The organism is Halorientalis persicus (assembly GCF_900110215.1).
Classification (GTDB): Archaea; Halobacteriota; Halobacteria; order Halobacteriales; family Haloarculaceae; genus Halorientalis; species Halorientalis persica.
In genome coordinates this window covers 127,603-149,545 of sequence record NZ_FOCX01000011.1, presented here as the reverse complement: position 1 = coordinate 149,545, position 21,943 = coordinate 127,603, and the positions used below count along the sequence as shown (strand labels likewise).

The window sequence follows — 21,943 nt, the reverse complement described above, 5'->3', positions numbered from 1 at the left end:
TGAAGTACCATTCTTTCAGCGAGAGCTTCGAATGAGCAAATATCGTGCCGGTCTTGTCGTTGAACGTCCGGCCGCAATTCTTACACAGATACCGCTGATACTCCCGATAGCTGCCGTTTCTGACCGTCAGGTCAGAACGGCAGCGGGGGCACTCAACGCCATCACACCAGCGAACCTGCTGCAACAGGTCCGCTGCAGCCGATTCCGACACGAACCGGCTTATTGGGAACATATCGGGCACCGCTGGCGCGGTGCCCTTGCCCTCTTCGACATTCAGCCGCAGCTCTCGCTATCAACAATCTCCTTCGCAAGAGCGTATCGACAAAATTCCGCAGAATCCGCAGTCCCGTCTCCCCCGACTTTTCGGGGTGGAACTCCACCTTTTTCCCGCTCGGGTGCGCTTCACGCACCACTCGCGGCAAAAACGTGGGCGAAAAAAACCGGACGCTCACGCCGTTCGCGTCCGGGACTACACCGTCACCGCTCCGCACAGATCTCCACGAAGTTCCGCAGAATCCGCAGTCCCGTCTCCCCCGACTTCTCCGGGTGGAACTGCGTGCCGAAGACCGTCCCGCTCTCGTCGGCGATGATACTCGGGAAGTCCAGTCCGTAGTCGGTCGTCGCGACGACGGCGTGGTCGTCGTCGGGTTCGGCGTAGTAGGAGTGAACGAAGTAGGCGTGTTCCCCATCGATTCCGTCGACCAGCGGGTGATCGCGCTGCACGTCCAGTTCGTTCCAGCCCATGTGGGGCACCTTCTGGTCGCCGTGGAACCGCCGGTTTGTCCCGGGGATCAGGTCCAGCCCTTCGGCCTCGCCCTGGCCGGCGTGGTCGGCCTCTTCGCTCGTGGTCAGGAGCATCTGCATCCCGAGACAGATGCCGAACAGCGGCGTGCCCGCGTCGGCGGCGTCGGCCAGCGCCGCCCGGAAGGGGCCCGCGTTCTCCATCCCCTCGCTGAACGCGCCGACGCCCGGGAGGACGATGCCGTCGGCGCTGTCGACGGCGGCCGGTTCCTCGATCAATGCCACCGACGCGCCCGCGCGCTCCAACCCGCGGGTCACGCTCCGGAGGTTCCCCAGCCCGTAGTCGACGACGACCACTTCGGCGGCCGTCTGGGTCGTACTCATGTATGAGGGTTGGCGGGTGCCGGTCAAGTCAGTTCCGCTACGGTCGAACGTTGCACGCCACTCAGAACGAACCGAGCGTCGACTGCCCGCCTGCTCCCGTCAGATCGGCAGCCCGCTGGATGGTTCCCTCGAAGGTCGCCTCCTGGCTCCGGTCGTACAGCGTCGCCGCCGGGTGGACCGACACCATGACGGTGCGGGTCTCGCCAGCGATCTCGGTGTCGAACGTGTCGCCGGCTTCGCCGGTCACGCCCACGTCCCGCTCCAGCAGGTGTTCGCTCGGCACCTTCCCGAGCGTGACGATCACCGTCGGATCGACGGCGTCGATCTCCCGGTCGAGGTACTCACGGCAGTTGGCCAGTTCCGCGGCCCGCGGGTCACGGTTCTCCGGCGGTCGACAGCGCACGCAGTTGGTGATGCGTACGTCGGCGCGCGCCAGGCCGGCGGTTCGGAGCGCGTCGTCTAGTACGGTGCCGCTCCGGCCGACGAACGGCTCGCCCTGGTCGTCCTCGTTGGCCCCGGGCCCCTCGCCGACGAACAGCAGGTCCGCGTCCGCCGGGCCGACGCCGTTGACGATCCGGCTCCGACACTCGGCGAGGTCGGGACAGCGCGCACACTCGACCACCGACAGGTCCTCCATCTCGCCCATGGGGTTGCTCCGGGAGGCGACACCAAAAACGAGTCGCCTGCACCGCGTCGCTCAGTCCGAGCCCTCGCGACGGAACTCGTCGGCCCCGCGGGCCGCGAGCCGCGCGACACGGAGCGGTTCCGGGCGGCCACCCTCGGGCGTGAAGCCGTCGACGACTGCGGCCGCCTCTTCGTCGTCGAGGCCGACGCTCCGGACGAACAGCGTCTCGTCGTCGACGCCGAGACGGTGGCGGTCGGGCTGGTCGCGGTAGATTGCGAGCCGTCGGTCGAGAGCGTCGCCGTCGAACTGCTCGCGGAGCGCCGATTCGAGGCCCGCACTCTCCTCGTAGGTCACGGAAAGAACGGGTCGGTCGGTGTGGTCGGCGACGCGGTGCAGGTCGACGACGTTGAACCAGGCGGGCGCGATCCCGGAGACGAGGACGTAGCGAACGTCTTCGCGCCCGAGGTCGTCGAACAGCGCACAGATGGCGTCCGTGGCGTCGGTCCCGCCGACGGTGCAGGTGGAAAACGAGAAGCCGTCGACGACGCGGCTCGCGCGGGTCACGACACCGGCGAGCGTGCTCCGGTCCTCGCGGAAGGACTCGGCGATTCCGAGAGCACGGACCCCTGTTTTCACGTGTTCTCGTCTTCGTCCTCTTTGATGTGTTTGAGCTTGTCGAGTAGTTCGTCGTTCGACGCGCTGAACTCGTAGTCCACGTCGCCGTCGTGTGCGTTCTCGGATGTCGATACGCCGTCGTCGTCTTCGAAATCAGTGTCGTAGTCCTGATTGTCCTGTTCGGACTCGTCGTAGCTCCCGAAACCCATGTGAGAACATAACACCTGCAGCGTAAAAAGTATCTCGCCGCCCGGTACTCTGATACGGTCCCCCGCCGACCACGGGAACATGGACGTGTACAACGTCACGGCCGACGCGGAGACGTTTACCTGCAACGCCTACCTGACGCTGGGCGAGCGCCCCGTCCTGGTCGACGCCGGCGCGATGGACGGCGTCGTCGAGGCGATCCGCAACCGCACCCGCGATCTCGACGCCGTCGTCCTCACCCACCAGCACGGCGACCACGTCGCCCAACTGGACGCCGTCCTCGACGAGTTCGACGTCGAACTCTACGCCTACGCCGACCACGACCGCCGGTCCGTCGAACTGGCCGACGGCGACCAGGTCATGATCGGCGACGAAGCCTTCGACGTGGTGTACACGCCAGGCCACGCCGACGATCACGTGTCGCTGGTCAGCGAGAAGACACTCTTCAGCGGCGACGTGGTCGTCCACGACGACGGCGCGTTCGACTACGGCTCGTTCGGCCGGACCGACATGGCCGGCCAGTCCCGCGAGCGGCTGATCGAGAGCATCCGTGAGTTGCTCGACCGGATGCCCGAGAGCGTCGATCAGATGTACGCCGGTCACGGCGGTCCCTTCGAGGGCGATGTGCGTGACGTGGTGGAGACGGCGCTGGAGCGGGCCGAGAAACGCGAGCCGAAGTATCCCGACGAGTGACCACTCCGAGGCATGGACGCAGTCGCGGTTCGCCGGCCGAGGTTGTCCACCGCGAGTGGCCGGAGCATATAAAAAGACGTGTGCATCCGAATCCACACGAGTTATGAGAGCGTGGAGACTCACCACCGAGCAAGACCAACCGTGGGACTCAGAGACTGGGTCTTTGGCGGCGACGAGACGGCGCTGGAGGCGGCCAACCGGCTCCGTGGGACCGCCAAGGAATCGCCCGAGGAGGTCGATGTCGACCGACTCGTGGAGTTATCGATAGAACCCGGAGAGCACGCGGTGTCGCGGGCCGCGGCCGACGGGATCACCGCGCTGGCCGAACAGCGGCCGGACCGCCTGTTCGATCACGTCCCGGAGTTGCTCGAGGCGACGACGATCCTGGAGGGCGTCGGCTCGAAACAGCGCGGGTCGTTCGCGCGTGCGCTCGAACACGTCGCCAAGGAGGACCCCAGCGTCGTCGCACCCGAGGCGGATCGGCTGATCGAGTCACTGGAGGCCGAACTGGAGGCCGACAAGCAACCGGGCAGCGACGTGTACATCGATCCCGACAAGGCAGCAGGGCTCAGCCACGCCGCGGCCGCCGCCGGGGTCGACGACGCGACGCCGGTGCTGGAGAGACTGCGACGCCACTCCGAGCCGACGGTCAGCGACGCCGCCAGAGAGGCGCTGCGAGAACTCTAGGCCGCGTTGCGTTCGCGATTCTTCGGTCGGAGATTCCCGTACCCACACTTCCGACAGCGGTCCGCCTCGTTCGGGTTGCGCGCGTTACACCGCATACAGATCATCTTCGTCAGGATGCGGTCTTCCGCTTTCTCGAACGTAGCCATGAGCGCGTATTCCCCGCCGTCGTGGTTAAGTGTTCCGAGACCGCCCGGACTGGCTTTTTTACCCCGCCCACCATAGCCCGCGTATGTTCTACGATCGGGTCGCCGACCTGCCCCTCGTCGTCGAGGATCTCGACCTGACGATCCAGGAGCGGGACACCACCAGCGGGTTCGCTCGCGCCACCACGACCGTCGCGCTCTCGGGGGCGGGCGAGACGGGGAACGGCGAGGACGTGACCTACGAGACCGAACTGCACCACGAACTGGCCGAGGCCGGCCTCCCCGACCTGACCGGCGAGTACACGTTCGCCGAGTTCTCCACGCGCGTGGGCGAGCTGGACCTGTTCCCGACGCCGCCCGAGCGCGGGGACTTCCGGCACTACCGTCGCTGGGGTGTCGAGAGCGCCGCGCTGGACCTAGCGCTCCGCCAGAACGATCTCGATCTGCCGTCCGCGCTCGACCGCACCTACGACCCCGTCGAGTTCGTCGTCAGCACGCGACTGGGCGAACCCCCGACCACGGATCGACTGGAGGCGGTCCTCGACGTGCGGCCGGGGACCGAGTTCAAACTCGACCCGACGACCGACTGGTCCACGGATCTGGCCGCCGACGTCGCCGATCTCGCGTCCGTCCGCATCTGTGACCTGAAAGGCCAGTACTCGGGGACCGTCGTGGACGCACCGCCGGATCCCGACCGCTACGACCTCGTACTGAGGACCTTCCCCGACGCCGTGATCGAAGACCCCAACCTCACCGACGAGACGCGGCCGCTGTTCGAGGGGCGCGAGGACCGAGTGTCCTGGGACGCGCCGATCACCGGGGTCGAGAGTATCGAGTCCCTGCCGTTCGAGCCCGACTGGCTCAACATCAAGCCCTCGCGCTTCGGCAGCGTCGAATCCCTCTTCGCGAGCATCGAGTACTGCATGGAACGGGACATCCGGATGTACGGCGGCGGCCAGTTCGAGCTCGGGGTGGGTCGTGGCCACATCCAGGCACTGGCCGCGCTGTTCTACCCCGACGGCCCAAACGACGTGGCACCGGGCGGGTACAACGACCCCGAGTTCGAGGGCGATCTATCGCCGAGTCCGCTCGATCCGCCGGCCGAGCCCGTCGGGTTTCGGTGGGACTGACGGGCCAGTCCGGGAAAGTTGAAGTCGACAGCGAAACTGGTCGGGCATATGGTCCTCGAGTTCTTCTGGTTCGCGTTCGGCCTCGTCGTCACCGTGAGCATCATCGCCATCGGCGCGTACATCGGCACGCTCCGCGCGCTGGACACGTTCTACGGCGACGGCTCCAGTATGTTCCTCTCCGAGGAGTTCCACGGTCGACAGGGCCGGTGATTACTCCCGGTCGAGATAGTCGTCCTGCACGTCGAGAATCTCCGCCGAGTCGGTACACTCGGCGTAGCGGCGCAGCGGTTCCTCGTTGAGTTCGAGGAAGGTGTGGCCCCAGGTGAACTTCGAGAGGATCTCCTCGGCGTGGTCGCGCTGGCCCAAGATGCAGAGCGCGCCGGCGAAGGCCTCGACGGTGTTCAACTCGAAGGGCGTTCCGTAGTTGACGGGGTTGGCCGCGACGAGGAACGGAAGCGCCCGGTGGATGCCTTCCAGATCGAAGGCCTCGCGTTCGGCGGTCTCCCAGGAGCAATCGAGCGCGACGAGGCGGTCGTGGCGCGCGCCGGCCCCGACGCCGTCTTCCGGCGAGAGGACCCGGTCGGCGAAGGGGTTGAGAACGATACCTGGTGGTGTCGACCGGGTGGCCCGGTGTAACTCCGCGAGGTCGAACCGCGCGAGTTTCCGGGCGGTACACTTCTCGGGATCGTCGTCGCCTTCATAGCGGACGTGGAGGCCGTACGCGCCCATCGAGTGGACAAACGCAGTCAGGCTTTAAGTCCCTTGCAGTCGAGTTTCGGATGTGCTATCGGAAGGGACGGTGGCCCCGACGTTTACGTTGCCTGGCGTGGTCGACGGTGCGCCGAGAGACGTCTCGCTGGAGGACTACTTCGGCGAGGGAATCGTCGTGCTGGCGTTCTATCCGGCCGATTTCAATCCCGCCTGCGAGGACGACTCCTGTGACCTGACGGAACTGGACCTCTTTACCATGCAGCGGGACGTGGACATCTTCGCCGTCAGCACCGACAGCGTGTTCAGCCACCGCGCGTACGCCGAGGAGTACTCCCTGTCGATCCCGCTTCTGAGCGACACCCACGGCGAGGCCGTCGAAGCCTACGACGTGGCGCTTGAAAGCGACCAGTTGCTCGCCCGGCGCGCGGTGTTCGTCATCGACCAGGAGGGCGTGATCCAGTACGCGTGGTCGACGAGCGACCTGGAGCGACGACCCGACATCGACGCCGTCCGGGAGGCCGTCTCCGAGATCGGCGGCGACTCGACCGCTGTCGGCCGGTACCGGGTCGGCCACGCCCACTACATCGAGGCCCGTCGGGCCTTCACCAGCGGGATGAAGAGCTTCGAGGAGCGCGATTGGCTGATCTCACAGGGCGACTTCCAGCGGGCGATGGAAGAGTTCCAGGAATCCGCGGACCAGTTCCAGAGCGCCGTCCGGTTCGCCGAGTCCGAACCGCTCCAGCAGGGGTTCGAGCGCGCCCAGGAGAAAGCCACCGCACTCTGGCAGGCCGCGGAGTGGCTGGCCGAGTCCGCCAGCGAGTACGCCAGCGGCGACGGCAAGGAAGCCGACGAACTCCGGCAGGACGCCGAAACACCCCTCGAGACCGCCCGTGACATCGGCGAACCGCCGGACCCCGACGACATCACACTCGACGCGGACGGGGCGGCCACAGAGAGTTCCGCCACGGAACCCGAGGACGGACTCGACACGCCGACCGATCCCGCCGAGGACGAGGACACGTCCGAACCCGGGGGCGACGCCGACGGCGACCCCGGCGAACAGGACGACGTGGACGCCGCCGTCGAAGACGTCTCCGTCGACGACGAGGACACGGCCGAGCGCGACGACACGGGCGGAACCGGGAACGGCAGCCCGGACACCGACGGCGTCTCCAGCGCCGTCGAATTCGACGTGGCGGACGACGGCGGGACCGACGGCGTCGCGGCCCCGAGCGACGGGTCAGACGAACCGGCGTCCGACGGGTCGATGTCGGACGGGAGCGAACCCGACGGCGAGGACGACGAGGCCGGCGAGGACGACGACGAGGACATCGAACTCGACCTGAAAGATCCGACGGAGTGACGGAGTCGGGCGGGCACGGCCCCACACTTTCTCGTCCCCTCCCTCCCAAAGCGAGACATGGACCGCGAGGCGACCGCCCGAGAGTACTACCGGGCGATCGACGAAGACGACTACGAGGCACTGGCGGCGCTACTCGCCCCCGAATTCGTCCACTACCGGCCCGACCGCACCATCGAGGGCCGGGACCGGTTCGTCGAGTTCATGCGCGACGAGCGGCCGATGCAGGCGACCAGTCACCCGCTCGATGCTGTCTACGCCACCGCTCCCGAACGCGACGACAGTGAAGTCGCGGTCCGCGGTCGGTTACTCGACCCCGACGGCAACCCTGTCGTCTCGTTCGTGGACGTCTTTTCCTTCGACGGCGAGAGTGTGGTGACGATCCACACCTACACGCAGAGCTAGTCTTTCTCGCCCGCGCCGAGGGCGCTCTCGCCGACGGGTTCGTGGCCCTCGATGACGTCCTGGCCGCCCATGTACTCTCGGAGGGGTTCGGGGACGGTGACGGTACCATCATCGTTCTGGTAGTACTCCATGATGGCGACCATCACCCGCGGGACGGCCAGCCCGGACCCGTTCAGGGTGTGCAGGTACTCGGCGGACTCGTGGCGCTCGGGCCGGTAGCGGATGCCCGCCCGCCGGGCCTGGAAGGCCTCGAAGTTCGAGACAGAGGAGACTTCCAGCCAGCGCCCGCCCTCGTCGGGGCCATCGTCCATGTCGTCACCGGGGGCCCACACCTCGATGTCGTACTTCTTGGCCTGGGTAAAGCCCATATCGCCGGTGCACATCTCCAGTACGCGGTAGGGCAGCCCCAGTTCTTCGAGGACTGCCTCGGCTTCCCCGCGGAGGTCTTCGAGGCGGTCGTAGCTGTTCTCCGGGCGAACGAAGTTGACGAGTTCGACCTTGTTGAACTGGTGGACGCGGACGATCCCCCTCGTTTCGGTGCCGTGTTCGCCGGCCTCCCGCCGGAAGTTGGGCGTGTAGGCCTGGTGTTTGAGCGGGAGGTCGTCGTCCAGCAGGATCTCGTCGCGGTACATATTGGTGACCGGGACCTCCGCCGTCGGGAGCAACCAGAGGTCGTCCTCGTCGTATGGCTCGTCGTTGTCGCCGCCGACACGGTAGGCGTCCTCGACGAACTTGGGAAACTGGCCGGTCCCCTCCATCGAGGCGCTGTTGACCGGGATCGGCGGGAACACGTCGGTGTAGCCCTGCTCGCGGTGCAGGTCGAGCATGAACTGGATCAGGGCGTGTTCCAGTCGCGCGCCCTCCCCCTGCAGGAAGTAGAAGCCGCCGCCGGAGACCTTCGCCCCGCGCTCGAAGTTCAGGATGTCGAGGTCCTCACCCAGATCGTAGTGGGGAATCACCTCCTCGGGCAGGTCACGCAGGTCCGAAAAGCCCTCGCGGGCGACTTCGACGTTGTCGCTCTCGTCGTCGCCGACGGGGGCGTCCTCGTGGGGGACCTGCGGGAGTTCCAGCAGGGCGTCCTCCAGTTCGGCCTCCAGTTCGTCGGCCCGGTCCTCGACTTCCTCCAGTTCCGCCTTCAGTTCGCTGGAGCGGTCGATCGCCTCCTGGGCCTCCTCGTCTTTGCCTTCCTGTTTGAGCTGGCCGATCTTCGAGGAGACCTCGTTGCGTTCGTGGCGCAGGTCGTCGCCGCGGGCTTTGAGCTCGCGCCACTCCTCGTCGATCGAAAGGATCCGGTCGAGGTCCACGTCGTCGACACCCTTCGTCTCCAGAGCCTCCCGGACCGTCTCGGGGTTCTCCCGGAGGAACTGCCTGCTGATCATTTGCTCGGAATTTTTCCGTGCCGTGGCAAAACCGTGTCGCTCTCGGCGGCACTGGCGTGGCGGCCCGGGTGACGCCCCGGAGTTCGACGCGTGAAACTGCCCGCGAGTTTATACGAGCGTTGATCCTCTAAACATGACAGACAGCGGTCGATCCGTCGCGACGGGCGGTACCGTGGTCGAGCGGCGGCGGCCGTCGACAGGACTGAGACGATGCTATTCGAGGAACGGACGCTCTACACGGCAGTTGCCATCGTGGCGGTACTACTGACGGTCGTACTGGCCGCCTGGGTCCGCCGGTTCGAGGGCGCGACGCGCCGGCATATGCTCCTCGCACCGGCCGCCATGGCCTCGCTCACGGTGAGTTACGTCGGGATGGCGACCGGCGTCTTGCTGTTTCACGGCCCGGAGGGGGCTCCGGTGTACGTCACCCGGTTTCTGGACTACGGAATCGTCTACGCGTTCATCGTGGCCTACACGGGCCAGCTGGCGAACGTCGACCGGCGGTGGGTCTTCGGCGGGATACTCGGCCTGTGGGCGTTCTCCTTCGGGGCGATGATCCGCCACCTCGCGCCGCCGCCGTTCGACAGCCTCGCGAGTCTGGTGGTACTGGCCGGATTCGCCTGCTCGCTGTGGTTGTTGCTCCGGCCGTACACGCGGGCGGCCGCGTCCGTGGCCGACGACCGACGACTGCTCTTCGGGAAACTCCGGAACGTCCAGCTCATCATGCTGATCACGTACCTGCTGGTCGCGCTGACGACGCGACAGGCGCTGGGCCTGCTCGGTGCGTTCACCGGCATCTACGTCTCGGCCTATCTGGACCTGTTCAGTCACGTCGCGCTGGTCGGCCTGATCGTCCGCTCGGAGCCAGCGGTCAGGTCGCTGACCGAGACCCACGCCTCCCCGCTATCCTTCCTGACGGGATCGAACACACAGCGAACCACCGCGGAAGCACCGGCCGACGACTAATCATGACTCTGATCACATCGCGACGGGGACTCGCCGGCCGCCCCGTCACCGACCGTCACGCCCCCACCGGAGGGACCCACCGATGAACGCCGACCGACTCGTCCCCGACCGGATCAGATCGCGCTACAGCCTGAAGATCGCGGCGACCCTCGCGCTGGTGTTCGCCGTCACGGTCGTGTCAGCCATCTTCTTCTACGGTAACGTCGCGGGTGAACTCGGCACGTCCGCCGACGCCGCGCTCGCCGCCGACGCGAACGAGAGCGCGGACACGGCCGCGCTGTGGATCGACGCCAACGCGGATCTGGCGACGAGCGTCGCGGCCACGGACGCCGTCACGAGCGGCGACACGGCACGGATCGGCGAGTTCCTCGCCGCGAGCGCCGCCGGGTCCGACCGGGTCGGCGCGATCCACTACGTCGAGGACGGGCAGATCGCGGCGAGTTCACGGTCGAGCGCCGTCGGGCAGTCCCTCGCCGTGGCGACGCCCGAGGGGACCGAGTCCGTCGCCGTCGACGACCCACGAAGCGCCGTCGCCGGGGACGGCTCGGTGATTCCGGTCGTCGCCGCGGCCGGTGAGAACCGGTACGTCGTCGTGGCGGGCGCGGCCGAGACGCTCCGGAGTCGGCTCGCCGACGAGCGATACGACACGGCGCTCGCGACGGACGGCGAGGTCGTCCTCGCGACCGGAACCGAAGAACGCGCCGCCGGGGCCACGGCGCTGGCGGCGAACGGCACCGCGACTGGGACCGTCGGCGAGACCGAACTGGCCGCGAGGGCTGCAACCGTCCCGGGGACGGGGTGGCACGTCGTGAGCCACGCCCCGACCGGGACGGTCTACGCCGACCGCAACGTCGCGACCGCGGCCATCGTCGCGCTCATGTACATCGTCGCGCTGAACCTCGGTATCTTCGGCGTCACCATCGGCGGCAACCTCGCCCTGGCGCTCCAGCGGCTGGCCGACCGGGCCAAAGAGATCGGTGCCGGGAACCTCGACGTGGAACTGTCGACCGACCGGATCGACGAGGTCGGCGTGCTGTACGACGAGTTCGACTCGATGCGAGACTCGCTGGAGGAGTCCTTGGACGAGGCCCAGGCGGCCCGCGCCGAGGCCGAACGTGCCCGCGAGGAGGCCGAACAGTCCGAACTGCAGACCCAGCGGCTCAACGAGACACTCGAAGCCGAAGCCGAGCGATACAGTGAGGTCATGGCCGCCTGCGCGGATGGCGACCTCACCGAGCGCCTCGATCCCGAGACCGACAGCGAGGCGATGCGGGCCATCGCCACCTCGTTCAACGACATGATCGCGTCACTGGAGGCGACCATCGCCGACGTCGAGGCGTTCACCGACGACGTGGCCGAATCCAGTACGGACGTGGAGGAAAGCGCCGCCGAGGTCCGGGAGGCCAGTGCGGCGGTGAACGACTCGGTCGCACAGATCTCGGCCGGCGCGCGCGAACAGACCGAGGACCTCCAGCACACGGCCGACGAGGTCAACGACCTCTCGGCAGCCATCGAGGAGGTCGCGGCCACGACCGACGAGATCGCCACGGAGTCGGACCGGGTCGCCCAGCTCGGTGCCGACGGGCGCGATCAGGCCGAGCGGACCATCGCCGCGATGCGCGAGGTCGAAGGGCAGATCGGCGCGGCCGTGACCGCCATCGAGGACCTGGCCGCCGAGATCGAGCAGGTCAGCGAGGCGACGGCGTTGATCGACGACATCGCCGAGCAGACCTCGATTCTGGCGCTGAACGCCAACATCGAGGCGGCCCGTGCAGGGGACGCCGGCGGGGACGCCGGCGACGGATTCGCCGTCGTCGCCGACCAGGTGAAAGAGCTCGCCAGCGAGACCAAAGCGGTCGTCACGGAGATCCAGTCACAGGTCGAAACAGTACAGCGACAGGCCCACGAGAGCGCCGACGACATTCGGGCCACCGAGTCACAGATCACGGACGGCGTCGAGTCGGTCGAAGAGCTGACCGAGGCCCTGGAGGCGATCGTCGACGGCGTCGACGAGGTCGACACCGGTCTCAAGAGCATCGCCCGGACGACCGACGATCAGGCCGACTCCGCCGAGGGGATCGTCGCGATGGTCGACGAGGTCGCCAGCGTCTCCGAGCAGACGACCCAGCAGGCCGAAACCGTCACGGACGCCGCCGGGGAAGCGACCGACTCCATCGACGAGGTCTCCGACGCCGCGGGACAACTCGCCGACCGGACCCGCGAACTCCGGCGGATGCTCTCGACGTTCGAGGTCGACGCCGCCGAGCGGACGGCGGACCCGACCGCCGCCGACGGTGGCACTGAGTGATGTGGATCAGCGGGTGATCGAGGCGATAGCGCCGTCGCTTACCGGGAAGCGTCTTGGAAAAATCGCGGTCCGAAGCGTCGCTCAGTTACGAACGAGGTTCGTCGCGCGGGGGCCCTTGTCGGCCTGTTCGATGTCGAATTCGACTTCCTGTCCTTCTTCGAGATCCGGGCCGCCGACGTCTTCCATGTGGAAGAACACGTCCTCGTCCGCGTCGTCAGTCTCGATGAAACCGTAGCCGCCTGTGTCGTTGAAGAAATCGACCGTACCGTTTGCCATTGCCTCTGTATACAACCGTGGGGGAGGGATAAAGATGGCGAGGGTCGGGTTACCACGACCCCTGACCGCCGGAACGGCTTTGCACCACGGGTGTCAGACTGTCGCTATGGCAATCGGCGACTCCTTCGAAGTGACCGTTGGCGACGTCGACGGCGTCTCCTACGTCGATACGGGAATGTACGGCACCGCGGAGTACGGCGCGGTGTACGTGGTCGACGGCGAGAACCCGGCCATCGTCGACTCGGGTATCGGCACCAACTACGGGGCGATCCTCGACAGCCTGGCCGAACGCGGAATCGCACCAGAGGACCTGGCGACCATCGCGCTGACTCACGTCCACCTCGATCACGCGGGCGGCGCGGGCTATCTCGCCGAGGCCTGCCCGAACGCGGACGTGGTGGTCCACGAGTCGGGCGCGCGTCACCTCGTCGACCCCGAGCGGCTGGTCGCGGGCACGAAACAGGCGGTCGGCGACCAGTGGGAGTTCTACGCGGACCCGAAACCGATCCCCGAGGAGCGCATCCGCGAGATTACCGACGGAGACACCGTCGACCTCGGCGACCGCGAGCTACGGGCCCACCACACGCCCGGACACGCGCCCCACCAGGTCGTCTTCGAGGAACCCGACGAGTCGGTCGTGTTCACCGCCGACGCGGCCGGGATCTACGTCCCCGAACTCGACAGCGTCCGCCAGACGACGCCGCCGCCGAACTTCGACCTGGAGCAGTGTCTCGCCGACCTGCACACGATCCGGGACTGTGATCCCGCCGTCCTCTGTTACGCGCACTTCGGCCCGGCCGCGGCCGAGGATCGGTTGCAGGAGTACGCCGACGCGCTGAGCGAGTGGGTCGCGGCGGTCGAGGCCAAACGCGACGAACTCGGTGACGACGACGACGTGATCGAGTACTTCGGCGAGCACACGTCGATGACCGAGGCCTGGGGCGACCGGAAAGCCAGGGCGGAAGAACGGATGAACACGCGGGGCGTCCTGACCTACCTCGACCGCCGGACCGAGTAGTTACCCGGACCGGCGCTGATCGAGCAATTTCTCGGCCTCGTCGACGGACTCGGCTTTCGCGACGGCGTACGTTTCGGCCCCTTCGCCGGCCCGATCGAACTGCATCTGGCCCGTCGTCGATTCGGCGACGACGCGACAGACCGCCGCCACGCCGTTCTCGACGAGGCCGCGTTTCCCCCGTTCGATGTGATCGACCGCCGCCTGATCGGTCGGCTTGAACGACCGCATATCCGTCACCTGATCGAATCCCGGGTCCAGTTGCTTCGCGCCCGCGATCACTTCGTCGGCCGCCGCCTCCGCTTCCGCGACGCTCAACTGCCCTTCGAGCGTGAGGTAGAGCCGGTTTGTCGACTCGTCGATCCGCACAGTCCAGTCGCTCATCGGTCAGGCCTCCTGTCTGCGCTTGTCGAGCAGTTTCTCGGCCTCGTCGACGGACTCGGCTTTCGCGACGGCGTACGACTCTGCACCCTCGCCGGCCCGGTCGAACCGCATCTGCCCCGTCGTGGACTCCGAGACGACCCGGACCGCCGCCGCCATGCCACCCTTCGCCAGCGCGCGTTTGCCGCGCTCGGTCTCTCGCATCGCTTCTTCGCCGGACGGCTTGAGCGTCCGCATATCGTTGATCAGGTCGAATCCCTCCTCGAGTCGTTCGGCCGCCCGCTCACAGGCGTCGGCGGCCTCTGCGTGTCCGTCCACGCCGAGATCGCCCGACAGTGTCAGGTAGGCGCGCTGTTTCTCCTCGTCGATTTCCATGTTCCAGTCTGCCATAGCCTGAGTTGACACCCTCCGGCGTTTAAGAATTGTCGCGGCGTTTTCAGCGCTGATAGTCGACCACGCCGTCGGTGCCCGGCTACTGGGAGGCCGCCCGCTTGTCGAGCAGTTTCTCGGCCTGTTCGACGGTGTCGGCCACCGCTACTGCGTACTCCTCTTCGTCCTCGCCGACGCGCTCGAAGTGCATCTGCCCCGTCGCCGACCCCTCTCCCAGGACCCGGACCGCAGCGGCCGCGCCGTTCTCCCGGACGGCCCGCTTGCCCTCCTCGATGTACCGGGCGGCCTCCTGGTCGCCCGGCACGAACTCCGAGATGTCGGAGATGACCTCGAACCCCGGGTCGAGTTGCTCTGCGCCCGCCTTGACCGCCTCCGCTGACTCCTTTGCCATCTCCGGGTCGTGACTCCCGACGAGTTCGATGTACAGTCGGTTCTTTGCTTCGTCGACGTCGACACTCCAGTCCGCCATAGTGGTGACTGTTCCCACACACCACAATCAATGTTCCTTGCCGGTTATCAGAATTCAGAACTACGAGGGTCACGTCCCGTCGTGGACCTGCGCGTCGTCCCACGACAGGTCCTCGTCACCGCCATCGTCGTCGTCACCGCCGTCGTGGACCTGTGCATCGTCCCACGACAGGTCCTCGTCACCGCCATCGTCGTCGTCACCGCCGTCGTGGACCTGTGCGTCGTCCCACGACAGGTCCTCGTCACCGCCGTCGTCCTCGTCCTCGTAGCCCGCCAGCAGGTCCCGGAGCGTGTTGGCCTGATCGGCCAGTCGGTCCATCTGGACGGCTACTTCCGAGAGCATCGTGGTCTGGGTGCCGGTCGCCTTGGAGACGTCCTCGACCTCCGCGGCGGTCTCCTCGCTCAACTCGGCCACGTCCTCGACCATCGCGACGACCTCCTCGGTGCTCGCGGCCTGCTCGTCGGTGGCGTCGTTGATCGACTGGACGCCGTCGTTTGCCTCCTCGACGCGGTCGGCGATCTCGTCGAGCGCCGAGAGAGCGTCCTCGACCGTCTCGGTCCCGGTCGAGACGCGGTCGCCCATCGCCCGCACCTCGTCGACGGCCTCGCCCGTCTCGTCCTGTACGTCCTCGATCATCGCGTTGATCTCCTCGGTCGCCTGTCCGGCCTCCTCGGCCAGCTGTTTGACCTCGTCGGCGACGACGGCGAATCCCTCACCGGCCTCGCCGGCCCGTGCCGCCTCGATGGAGGCGTTCAGTGCCAGGATCGAGGTCTGGTCGGCGATGTCGTCGATCACCTCGACGACGCCGCTGATGTCCTCGATCCGGGATTCGAGCGAGGACACCTGCTCGATGGTGGTGTCGGCGTGGGATTCGATGTCGTGCATCTCTTCGAGGGCTTCGGTGGCGGCGTCCCGACCTTCGTGGCCGTGTTCGGCCGCCTCCTGGGAGATCGTGGCGACCTCGTCGGCCGAAGAGGCGATCTCCTCGACCGTCGCCGACAGGTCGGTCATCTCGTTGGCGACGCGCTCGAGCAGTTCCTCCTGCTCGGCGGCGTTCTCGGTGATCTCGTCCATCGAGGAGTCCACGTCCTCGCTGGCGTCCCGGACCTCTCGGGTCGCCGCGCTCATCTCTTCGGTCTTGTCGTCGACCTCGTCGGCGAACTCGTCGAGGTCGTCGACCGTCTCCGAGAGGTCGGCGAGCATCTCGTTGAACGCGGCCGCGGCCTCGGCCATCGCCTCGTTCTCGCGGTCGGTGTCGAGGCGCTGGCCCAGATCGCCACCCGCGGCCGCCTGCATCGCGTCCCGGAACTCCCGTGCCGTCGCTTCGAGCGGTGCCTGGGCGGCCGTCGCGCCCCCGTCCGCCGCGACCGGCTCGGGTTCGTCGTCGAGTTCTGGGTCGGTTCCGCCCGCGTCGGCATCGTCCTCACCGGGTTCGTTTTCCTCGTCTCCGCCCTCCAGCGCTGTCGGTACCGACTCGTCGCTCTCGTCGGCCTGTCCGTCCGTCTCGGTTCCCGAATCCCGTTCCGCCGTCTCCACGCGTCCCGTCGCTCCGTCGGTCGCCGGCCCATCGTCCACGTCACCGGATTCGGACCGAACCGACCGGAGGAGCGCCGAAACACGGCTCGCGAGGCTCATTATCGTGGTCTGATACAGAGTAGCATAAATAGATGCGGGTGAAATTATCGTCGCCGATACTGTGGTCCTGGCGGGACAGGAGCGGGGTTACGACAGCGGCGAGTGAGTGCGTTTAAGCCCCGTGCGTTCGTCGCCCCGGGTGTATGGAGGGTTGGACGTGGCCGGTGGTGAGATAATTCCGCTGGTGGCCGCCATCATCGGGCTCGGTGTGGGTGCGCAGTTGCTCGCGGCCCGATTTCAGGTCCCCAGTATCATCTTTCTCATCTCCGCGGGGCTGTTGTTGGGGCCGTTCTCCGGGCTCATCTTCGGTACCCGGCTCCTCTCGGGGGCGACCTTCGGCGGCGCGCTCCCGGCTATCGTCGGCCTCTCGGTCGCCATCATCGTCTTCGAGGGGGCCTTCCACCTCCGGATCGACCGCATCAAGGAGGCCCCATCGGCGACACTCCGGCTCGTGACTATCGGGGCCGCCATCGCACTCCTTGGCACGGCCGCGACGATCAAGTTCGCACTGGCCCAGCCCTGGGACCTCTCGCTTCTGATCGGCGCACTGCTGGTGGCGACCGGCCCGACGGTCGTCACCCCGATTTTGCAGGTCGTGCCGGTCCGGGACCGGGTGGCCGCCGCCCTCGAAACCGAGGGGATCATCAACGACGTGTCCGCGGCGATCATCGCCGTCGTCATCTTCGAGGTCGTCATCCTGCAGGATCAGGCTGGCGTCGCCTTCCTCCGGGAGTTCGCCTCCCGGCTGGGGATCGGCCTCCTCGTGGGGCTGGTCGTCGCAGTGATCGTCTACTACCTGCTCCGGTACGTCGACCTCTCACCCGGGAACGCGCCGCGAAACGCCCGTCTGCTCGCCTTCGCGGGCGCGCTCGTCGCGTTCGCGGCCGCGGACACCATCGCCAGCGAGGCGGGCGTCGCCGCGGTGGCGACCGCCGGCCTGGTGCTCGGAAACCTCGACGTCCCCTACGAGGAGGAGATCGAGGCGTTCAAAGGCGACGTGACGCTGATCGTCCTCTCGTTCGTGTTCATCGCGCTGGCCGCACTCCTACAGATCGAGGACCTGATCAAACTCGGGCTGGCGGGACTGGTGGTCGTGGCGGCAGTCATCTTCGTGATCCGCCCCCTGCTGGTGTTCATCTCGGCCCGGGGCGACCGCTTCACGCGCTCGGAGAAGCTGTTCATCAGTTTCGTGGGCCCGCGCGGGATCATCCCGGCGTCGGTCGCGACGCTCTTTGCCGTCGAACTGCAGGGCCACGCCAGCGAACTTCGGGCGGAAGCGGCGGAACTGGTCGGCGGCGGGGCGACTGCCGGGACGGTCTGTGGCCCCGGACTGACGGGTGAGGCGGCACAGCTCTGTGCTGAAGCGGCGACGTTCGGCAGTCAGGCACAGATCCTGGTCGGCACCGTCTTCCTGGTCATCTTCGTGACGGTCGCCCTCGAAGGCGGCTTCGCACGCTACATCGCGGAATACCTGGACGTGATACCAATGCGAGTCATCATCGTCGGCGGCGGTCAAGTCGGCCGTGCGCTGGCCGAACGCCTCGAGGATCGCGGCGAGAACGTCGTGATCGTCGAGGAGGAGGAACAGGCAGTCGAACGCAACCGCAACGAGGGCTACTCGGTGACCTGGGGCGACGGCACCGACACGGACGTGCTCCGGGAGGCCGGAGCCGCCAACGCCAAGACCGTCGTCGCCGCCACCGGGGACGACGACGCGAACCTGCTGATCGCCCAGCTGTCGTCCTCGAAGTTCGACACCAACCGCGTCATCGCGCGGGCGAACAACCCGGACAACGTCGAGGCCTTCGAGGACCTGGGCGTCCGGACCATCTCCTCGGCCATGGCCACTGCGTGGGCGATGGACAACCAGATCGAACGCCCCGCCCTGGCCCACTGGATGACCGACGTGGGCCGCAAAGGCGACGTGCAGGAAGTCGAGGTCTCCCCCGACGGGGAATTCGTGGGCCAGACGATCGAGGAGATCGGCCCGAAACTGCCCGACACCTGCCTCATCGCGCTGGTGGATCGGGATGGCGAGGTCGAGGTCCCCGGCCCGGACTTCCGCATCGAGGCCGGCGACCGGGTGACCCTGCTCGGCAAGCGCGAGGCCGTCCGGGAAGCCATGCAGATGTGCAACTACGAGTAGCGACCGGCCGCGATTCCCCGATTTTACCCGATCACCGACCAGCCCCGACGACCTTTCACGACGTTTCACGACGTTTCGAACCGTTCAGCCAGGAGGGAATCGTCAAACGCGCGTTAAATGGCCTGTAACGAACGATACGGTCTCGGGTTTATACGTAGCTGGGGTCCCAAGTGAGACATGACGATGACGCACCCCGAAACGGACCCCGCAGACGACTGCGACGAACCGGCGAGCAGATACAGGCAGTTCACCGCGGGTGACGCCCTCGTCGTCTACGACCGCGAGGACACCGCCCGGTGGCTCCAGTCCGAACTCGTCGTCTCGCTGGCCGAGATGCGGTGAGCGGGTCTGGACTCGCGGAAACTGACGCATCGCCCCTCCAACGCTTAAGCCCGTCCCCCTGTTCTGTCGGCCCATGACAGCGCCGACCTGCGATCTCGTGTTGATGACCCGCGACCACGACAGCGTCGACTCGCTGGCCGAGCAGGCCCAGCGCGCCGAGGAGTACGGCTTCAGCCACGTCACGATGGGCGAGACCACCGGCTGGAACATCGTCTCGGTGCTCACCGTTCTCGCGGAACGCACCGAGGACATCGGCATCACCGACGACGTGATCTCGCCGTACTCGCGGGCCCCGACCGTGCTGGGTCAGTCCGCGCTCACCTTACACGACGTGAGCGACGGGCGGTTCCGGATGAGTCTGGGGACGAGTTCGCCCGCTATCGCCGAGCGCTGGCACGGCCAGGCGTTCGACCGCCCGCTGCGTCGCCTCCGGGAGACCATCGACGTGATCCGGCAGGTCTGTGCCGGCGACGACGTGGACTACGACGGCGAGTTCTACGATCTCGGCGGGATGTGCTACGACGGGAAAGTGCCGGACGACCCCCCAGCCATCGACGTGGCGGCGCTCGGTCCGAAGGCCGTCGAACTCGCGGGGCGGTTCGCCGACGGCTGGGTCCCCCAGTTGTTCACCCTCGACGGCCTCGACGAGCGTATGGACGACCTCCGTCGCGGGGCCGACCTCGGCGACCGCGATGCCGACGACCTCCGGGTTAGCCCCATCGTCCGGTGCTGTGCGACCGAGGACGGTGAGACCGCCCGCACGATGGCCCGCCAGATGATCGCGTTCCTGATCGGTGCGTACGGCCCCTTCTACGGCGACTCTATCGCCGAACAGGGGTACGCCGACGAGGTCGAGGCGATCCGCGCCGCCTGGGAGGACCGGGACACGGCGGCGATGGCCGACGCACTCCCCGACGAGTTGCTCGACGCGGTGGCCGCCGTCGGCACACCCGAGCAGGTCCGCGAGAAAGTCGAAGCCTTCGCCGCCGTCGACGGCGTGGATTCGGTCCGAGTCGGCTTCGTCTCCGGGATGAGTCAGGATCACAAGGAGACGACGATGGCCGCCGTGACCGAGGACTGATCGCCCGCCCAGAACCAATGTAAGCCCAGTTCTGGCTCTCGCTTTCCATCCGGAAAGACGATTAAAAGCATCCGTGTCCAGTGGCTATTGATTTATTAGGCTCCCAGTCATTGCCATTGTCAATGATACACGGGCAGGGTCCACTGCTGACGGTAGACGTGGGAACCCAGGAGACAGAGACGGAGAACATCGACGACGTGCTGGAGTCGTTCATCGGCGGCCGGGGCGTGGGCACGAAACTCGCCCACGAGCGGATTCCGTTCGACGCGGACCCGTTCGGGCCGGAGAACTCGCTGTTTTTCGCGACCGGACCGCTCCAGACCTCGACGATGAGCTTCACGGGACGGATGAACTGCACCGGGCTGTCGCCGCTGACCGACGGCCTGCTGTCGAGCAACGCGGGCGGGTTCATGTCCCGACCGTTCGCGGACACGGGCTACGGAGCCATCGAGATCACCGGCGCGAGCGACGAGTTGGTGGGCGTCCACATCTCCGACGAGGGCGTCACCTTCGAGGAAGTCGGTGACCTCGAAGGCGCGACGATCCCAGAGACCATCGAGTATCTCGACGCGGAACACGACCTCGGCAACGAACACGCGGCCATCGCCGGCCCGGCCGGCGAGAACCTCGTGCGGTTCGCCTCGATCATCACCTCCGAGTCCCGCGCGTTCGGCCGCGGCGGCCTCGGCGCGGTGCTGGGCTCGAAGAACGTGAAGTTCCTCACCTTCGACGGCGACTCCCGGCCGGAGATCGAACTCGACGACGAGGTGACCGAGGCGATCCACCAGGAGGCCGCAACCTCCGACAGCCCGATGAAAGACGCCGGGACAGTGTCGGTCTCATCGTTCGCCAACGCCGTCGAGGCCGTCCCGACGAAGTACTTCGAGGAGCTGTCCTACGACGACCTCGAGAACATCGGGTCCTCGGCCGTCATCGACCACAAGTACAAGAAAGGGACCTGCTCGTCGTGTGCCTTCGCGTGCAAACTCCCCACGAAGGACGAATCGGACGGGTTCACGACCGAGGGGCCGGAGTGGGAGACAGTGATGGCCTTCGGGTCGAACGCGCTGGTCGACAACTTCCGGACGATCATGGAGGCAAACGAGCTCTGTGACCGCTACGGGCTCGACACGATCTCCTGTGGGGACACGGTCTCGGCGTACCTCGCCGCCAACGACGAGTTCGGCAACGAGGAACTCATGCTGGAACTGGTCGAGAAGATCGCCCGCCGCGAGGAGGAGGGCGACCTGCTCGCGGAGGGGATCGACCGCATCCACGACGAACTCGGCGTCGAGAACTGGACGATGAAGGGCATGGAGTTCGCCGCCCACGACGGCCGGACGCTCAACGGCCAGGGCCTCTCCTACGCCACCTCCAACCGCGGCGCAGACCACATGTACTCGGTCGCCTACGACTACGAGTACCCGCTGGTCTCACCGGCCGAGGCGATGGAGAAGGAAGGTGTCGCCGGGAAATCCGAGAAGATCATCGAACTGGAGAACCTCAAGGCGGTCAGGGACAGCGGCGTCCTCTGTCAGTTCTCCTCGTCGTACACCGAGGAGGAACGCTACGAGCAGGTGTTCCAGACCGACTACGAGCAGCTGATGGACGTGGGCAGTCGGATCGTCGAGATGGAACGGCACTTCCACAACGAGCGCGGCAAGGATCGGAGCGACGACGAGGCACTGCCCTACGATCTGGACGGGCTCTCGGAGGAACTGGACAGCTACTACGACCAGCGCGGCTGGAACGAGGACGGGACGGTGCCCGAGGAGAACGTCGAGGGATCCGCGGCCGCCGGGGACTGAGGCCGCGAGCGAAGCGAGGACGACCGCAGTGAGTCCTCGGACAGTC

26 protein-coding genes are annotated in these 21,943 nt (G+C 66.9%); 13 read left to right on the top strand and 13 right to left on the bottom strand.

What is annotated here, in order from left to right; all coding sequences use genetic code 11:
- From BMX17_RS13410 to BMX17_RS13390, 5 genes are all read right to left on the bottom strand, one after another.
- On the bottom strand, positions 1–232 hold a 232-nt coding region (locus tag BMX17_RS13410), incomplete at its 3' end, for a transposase-like zinc-binding domain-containing protein (protein WP_139203513.1).
- A gap of 245 nt (positions 233–477) precedes the next feature.
- Positions 478–1,125, bottom strand: a complete 648-nt coding sequence (gene hisH / locus BMX17_RS13405) for an imidazole glycerol phosphate synthase subunit HisH (RefSeq protein WP_092660880.1) — start codon at positions 1,123–1,125, stop codon at positions 478–480.
- Positions 1,126–1,186: 61 nt separating this feature from the next.
- Complete coding sequence (locus BMX17_RS13400) at positions 1,187–1,771, bottom strand: uracil-DNA glycosylase (RefSeq protein WP_092660878.1); 585 nt, start codon at positions 1,769–1,771, stop codon at positions 1,187–1,189.
- 51 nt (positions 1,772–1,822) lie between these two features.
- Positions 1,823–2,386 (bottom strand): endonuclease dU, encoded by a 564-nt coding sequence (locus tag BMX17_RS13395; protein WP_092660876.1) that lies wholly within the window; start codon positions 2,384–2,386, stop codon positions 1,823–1,825.
- Positions 2,383–2,574 carry a DUF5786 family protein gene (locus BMX17_RS13390; protein ID WP_092660874.1) on the bottom strand — a complete coding sequence of 64 codons (192 nt, stop codon included), beginning with the start codon at positions 2,572–2,574 and terminating at the stop codon, positions 2,383–2,385. The genes BMX17_RS13395 and BMX17_RS13390 overlap by 4 nt, the downstream gene beginning before the upstream one ends.
- A gap of 79 nt (positions 2,575–2,653) precedes the next feature.
- On the opposite strand from BMX17_RS13390, the gene BMX17_RS13385 reads away from it, so the two are divergent.
- Both BMX17_RS13385 and BMX17_RS13380 read left to right on the top strand, forming a co-directional pair.
- Positions 2,654–3,265, top strand: coding sequence for an MBL fold metallo-hydrolase (locus BMX17_RS13385; protein WP_092660872.1), 612 nt, complete (start codon positions 2,654–2,656; stop codon positions 3,263–3,265).
- Positions 3,266–3,406: 141 nt separating this feature from the next.
- Positions 3,407–3,952 carry a hypothetical protein gene (locus tag BMX17_RS13380; RefSeq protein ID WP_092660870.1) on the top strand — a complete coding sequence of 182 codons (546 nt, stop codon included), beginning with the start codon at positions 3,407–3,409 and terminating at the stop codon, positions 3,950–3,952.
- On the opposite strand, the gene BMX17_RS13375 is transcribed toward BMX17_RS13380, so the two are convergent.
- Positions 3,949–4,098: a 50S ribosomal protein L40e gene (locus BMX17_RS13375; protein WP_092660868.1), complete on the bottom strand. Its 150-nt coding sequence runs from the start codon at positions 4,096–4,098 to the stop codon at positions 3,949–3,951. The genes BMX17_RS13380 and BMX17_RS13375 overlap by 4 nt on opposite strands.
- Positions 4,099–4,181: 83 nt before the next feature.
- Between BMX17_RS13375 and BMX17_RS13370 the strand changes: the two genes are divergently transcribed.
- Together BMX17_RS13370 and BMX17_RS26150 are read left to right on the top strand one after the other, a co-directional pair.
- The gene (locus BMX17_RS13370; RefSeq protein ID WP_092660866.1) at positions 4,182–5,225 is read left to right on the top strand and encodes an enolase-like domain-containing protein; all 1,044 of its coding nucleotides are present in this window, start codon (positions 4,182–4,184) and stop codon (positions 5,223–5,225) included.
- Between the two features lie 48 nt (positions 5,226–5,273).
- Positions 5,274–5,435: a hypothetical protein gene (locus BMX17_RS26150; RefSeq protein WP_170845412.1), complete on the top strand. Its 162-nt coding sequence runs from the start codon at positions 5,274–5,276 to the stop codon at positions 5,433–5,435.
- Here BMX17_RS26150 and BMX17_RS13365 read toward each other — a convergent pair whose 3' ends face one another.
- Positions 5,436–5,954, bottom strand: a complete 519-nt coding sequence (locus BMX17_RS13365) for a DUF367 family protein (RefSeq protein ID WP_092660864.1) — start codon at positions 5,952–5,954, stop codon at positions 5,436–5,438.
- Between the two features lie 52 nt (positions 5,955–6,006).
- Here BMX17_RS13365 and BMX17_RS13360 point away from each other — a divergent pair, with 52 nt between their 5' ends.
- Positions 6,007–7,299, top strand: a complete 1,293-nt coding sequence (locus BMX17_RS13360) for a redoxin domain-containing protein (RefSeq protein ID WP_092660862.1) — start codon at positions 6,007–6,009, stop codon at positions 7,297–7,299.
- A gap of 57 nt (positions 7,300–7,356) precedes the next feature.
- Positions 7,357–7,701: a nuclear transport factor 2 family protein gene (locus BMX17_RS13355; RefSeq protein WP_092660860.1), complete on the top strand. Its 345-nt coding sequence runs from the start codon at positions 7,357–7,359 to the stop codon at positions 7,699–7,701.
- On the opposite strand, the gene serS is transcribed toward BMX17_RS13355, so the two are convergent.
- A complete protein-coding gene (serS, locus tag BMX17_RS13350; protein WP_092660858.1) occupies positions 7,698–9,080 on the bottom strand; it encodes a serine--tRNA ligase in 1,383 nt (460 codons plus the stop codon). The genes BMX17_RS13355 and serS overlap by 4 nt on opposite strands.
- Before the next feature lie 210 nt (positions 9,081–9,290).
- Between serS and BMX17_RS13345 the strand changes: the two genes are divergently transcribed.
- Entirely contained in the window at positions 9,291–10,046 is a 756-nt protein-coding gene (locus tag BMX17_RS13345; protein ID WP_092660856.1) for a bacteriorhodopsin, read from the top strand.
- Between the two features lie 82 nt (positions 10,047–10,128).
- Positions 10,129–12,354, top strand: a complete 2,226-nt coding sequence (locus tag BMX17_RS13340) for a methyl-accepting chemotaxis protein (RefSeq protein ID WP_092660854.1) — start codon at positions 10,129–10,131, stop codon at positions 12,352–12,354.
- A gap of 81 nt (positions 12,355–12,435) precedes the next feature.
- On the opposite strand, the gene BMX17_RS13335 is transcribed toward BMX17_RS13340, so the two are convergent.
- Positions 12,436–12,630, bottom strand: a complete 195-nt coding sequence (locus tag BMX17_RS13335; RefSeq protein ID WP_077206686.1) for a cold-shock protein — start codon at positions 12,628–12,630, stop codon at positions 12,436–12,438.
- 106 nt (positions 12,631–12,736) lie between these two features.
- Here BMX17_RS13335 and BMX17_RS13330 point away from each other — a divergent pair, with 106 nt between their 5' ends.
- Positions 12,737–13,648: an MBL fold metallo-hydrolase gene (locus BMX17_RS13330; protein WP_092660852.1), complete on the top strand. Its 912-nt coding sequence runs from the start codon at positions 12,737–12,739 to the stop codon at positions 13,646–13,648.
- On the opposite strand, the gene BMX17_RS13325 is transcribed toward BMX17_RS13330, so the two are convergent.
- The 4 genes from BMX17_RS13325 to BMX17_RS13310 form a co-directional block, all read right to left on the bottom strand.
- Positions 13,649–14,029: a hypothetical protein gene (locus tag BMX17_RS13325; RefSeq protein ID WP_092660850.1), complete on the bottom strand. Its 381-nt coding sequence runs from the start codon at positions 14,027–14,029 to the stop codon at positions 13,649–13,651.
- A 3-nt stretch (positions 14,030–14,032) separates the two neighbouring features.
- Positions 14,033–14,416 carry a hypothetical protein gene (locus tag BMX17_RS13320; RefSeq protein WP_092660848.1) on the bottom strand — a complete coding sequence of 128 codons (384 nt, stop codon included), beginning with the start codon at positions 14,414–14,416 and terminating at the stop codon, positions 14,033–14,035.
- 82 nt (positions 14,417–14,498) lie between these two features.
- Positions 14,499–14,885 (bottom strand): hypothetical protein, encoded by a 387-nt coding sequence (locus tag BMX17_RS13315; RefSeq protein WP_092660846.1) that lies wholly within the window; start codon positions 14,883–14,885, stop codon positions 14,499–14,501.
- A 69-nt stretch (positions 14,886–14,954) separates the two neighbouring features.
- The gene (locus BMX17_RS13310) at positions 14,955–16,520 is read right to left on the bottom strand and encodes a methyl-accepting chemotaxis protein (RefSeq protein WP_092660844.1); all 1,566 of its coding nucleotides are present in this window, start codon (positions 16,518–16,520) and stop codon (positions 14,955–14,957) included.
- Positions 16,521–16,671: 151 nt separating this feature from the next.
- Here BMX17_RS13310 and BMX17_RS13305 point away from each other — a divergent pair, with 151 nt between their 5' ends.
- From BMX17_RS13305 to BMX17_RS13295, 4 genes are all read left to right on the top strand, one after another.
- The gene (locus tag BMX17_RS13305) at positions 16,672–18,666 is read left to right on the top strand and encodes an NAD-binding protein (protein WP_170845413.1); all 1,995 of its coding nucleotides are present in this window, start codon (positions 16,672–16,674) and stop codon (positions 18,664–18,666) included.
- Between the two features lie 177 nt (positions 18,667–18,843).
- Positions 18,844–19,008, top strand: coding sequence for a DUF7331 family protein (locus BMX17_RS26145; protein WP_170845411.1), 165 nt, complete (start codon positions 18,844–18,846; stop codon positions 19,006–19,008).
- A 73-nt stretch (positions 19,009–19,081) separates the two neighbouring features.
- Entirely contained in the window at positions 19,082–20,089 is a 1,008-nt protein-coding gene (locus BMX17_RS13300) for a TIGR04024 family LLM class F420-dependent oxidoreductase (protein WP_092660839.1), read from the top strand.
- A 122-nt stretch (positions 20,090–20,211) separates the two neighbouring features.
- Positions 20,212–21,897 (top strand): aldehyde ferredoxin oxidoreductase C-terminal domain-containing protein, encoded by a 1,686-nt coding sequence (locus BMX17_RS13295; RefSeq protein ID WP_092660837.1) that lies wholly within the window; start codon positions 20,212–20,214, stop codon positions 21,895–21,897.
- The last annotated feature ends 46 nt before the right edge of the window (positions 21,898–21,943 follow it).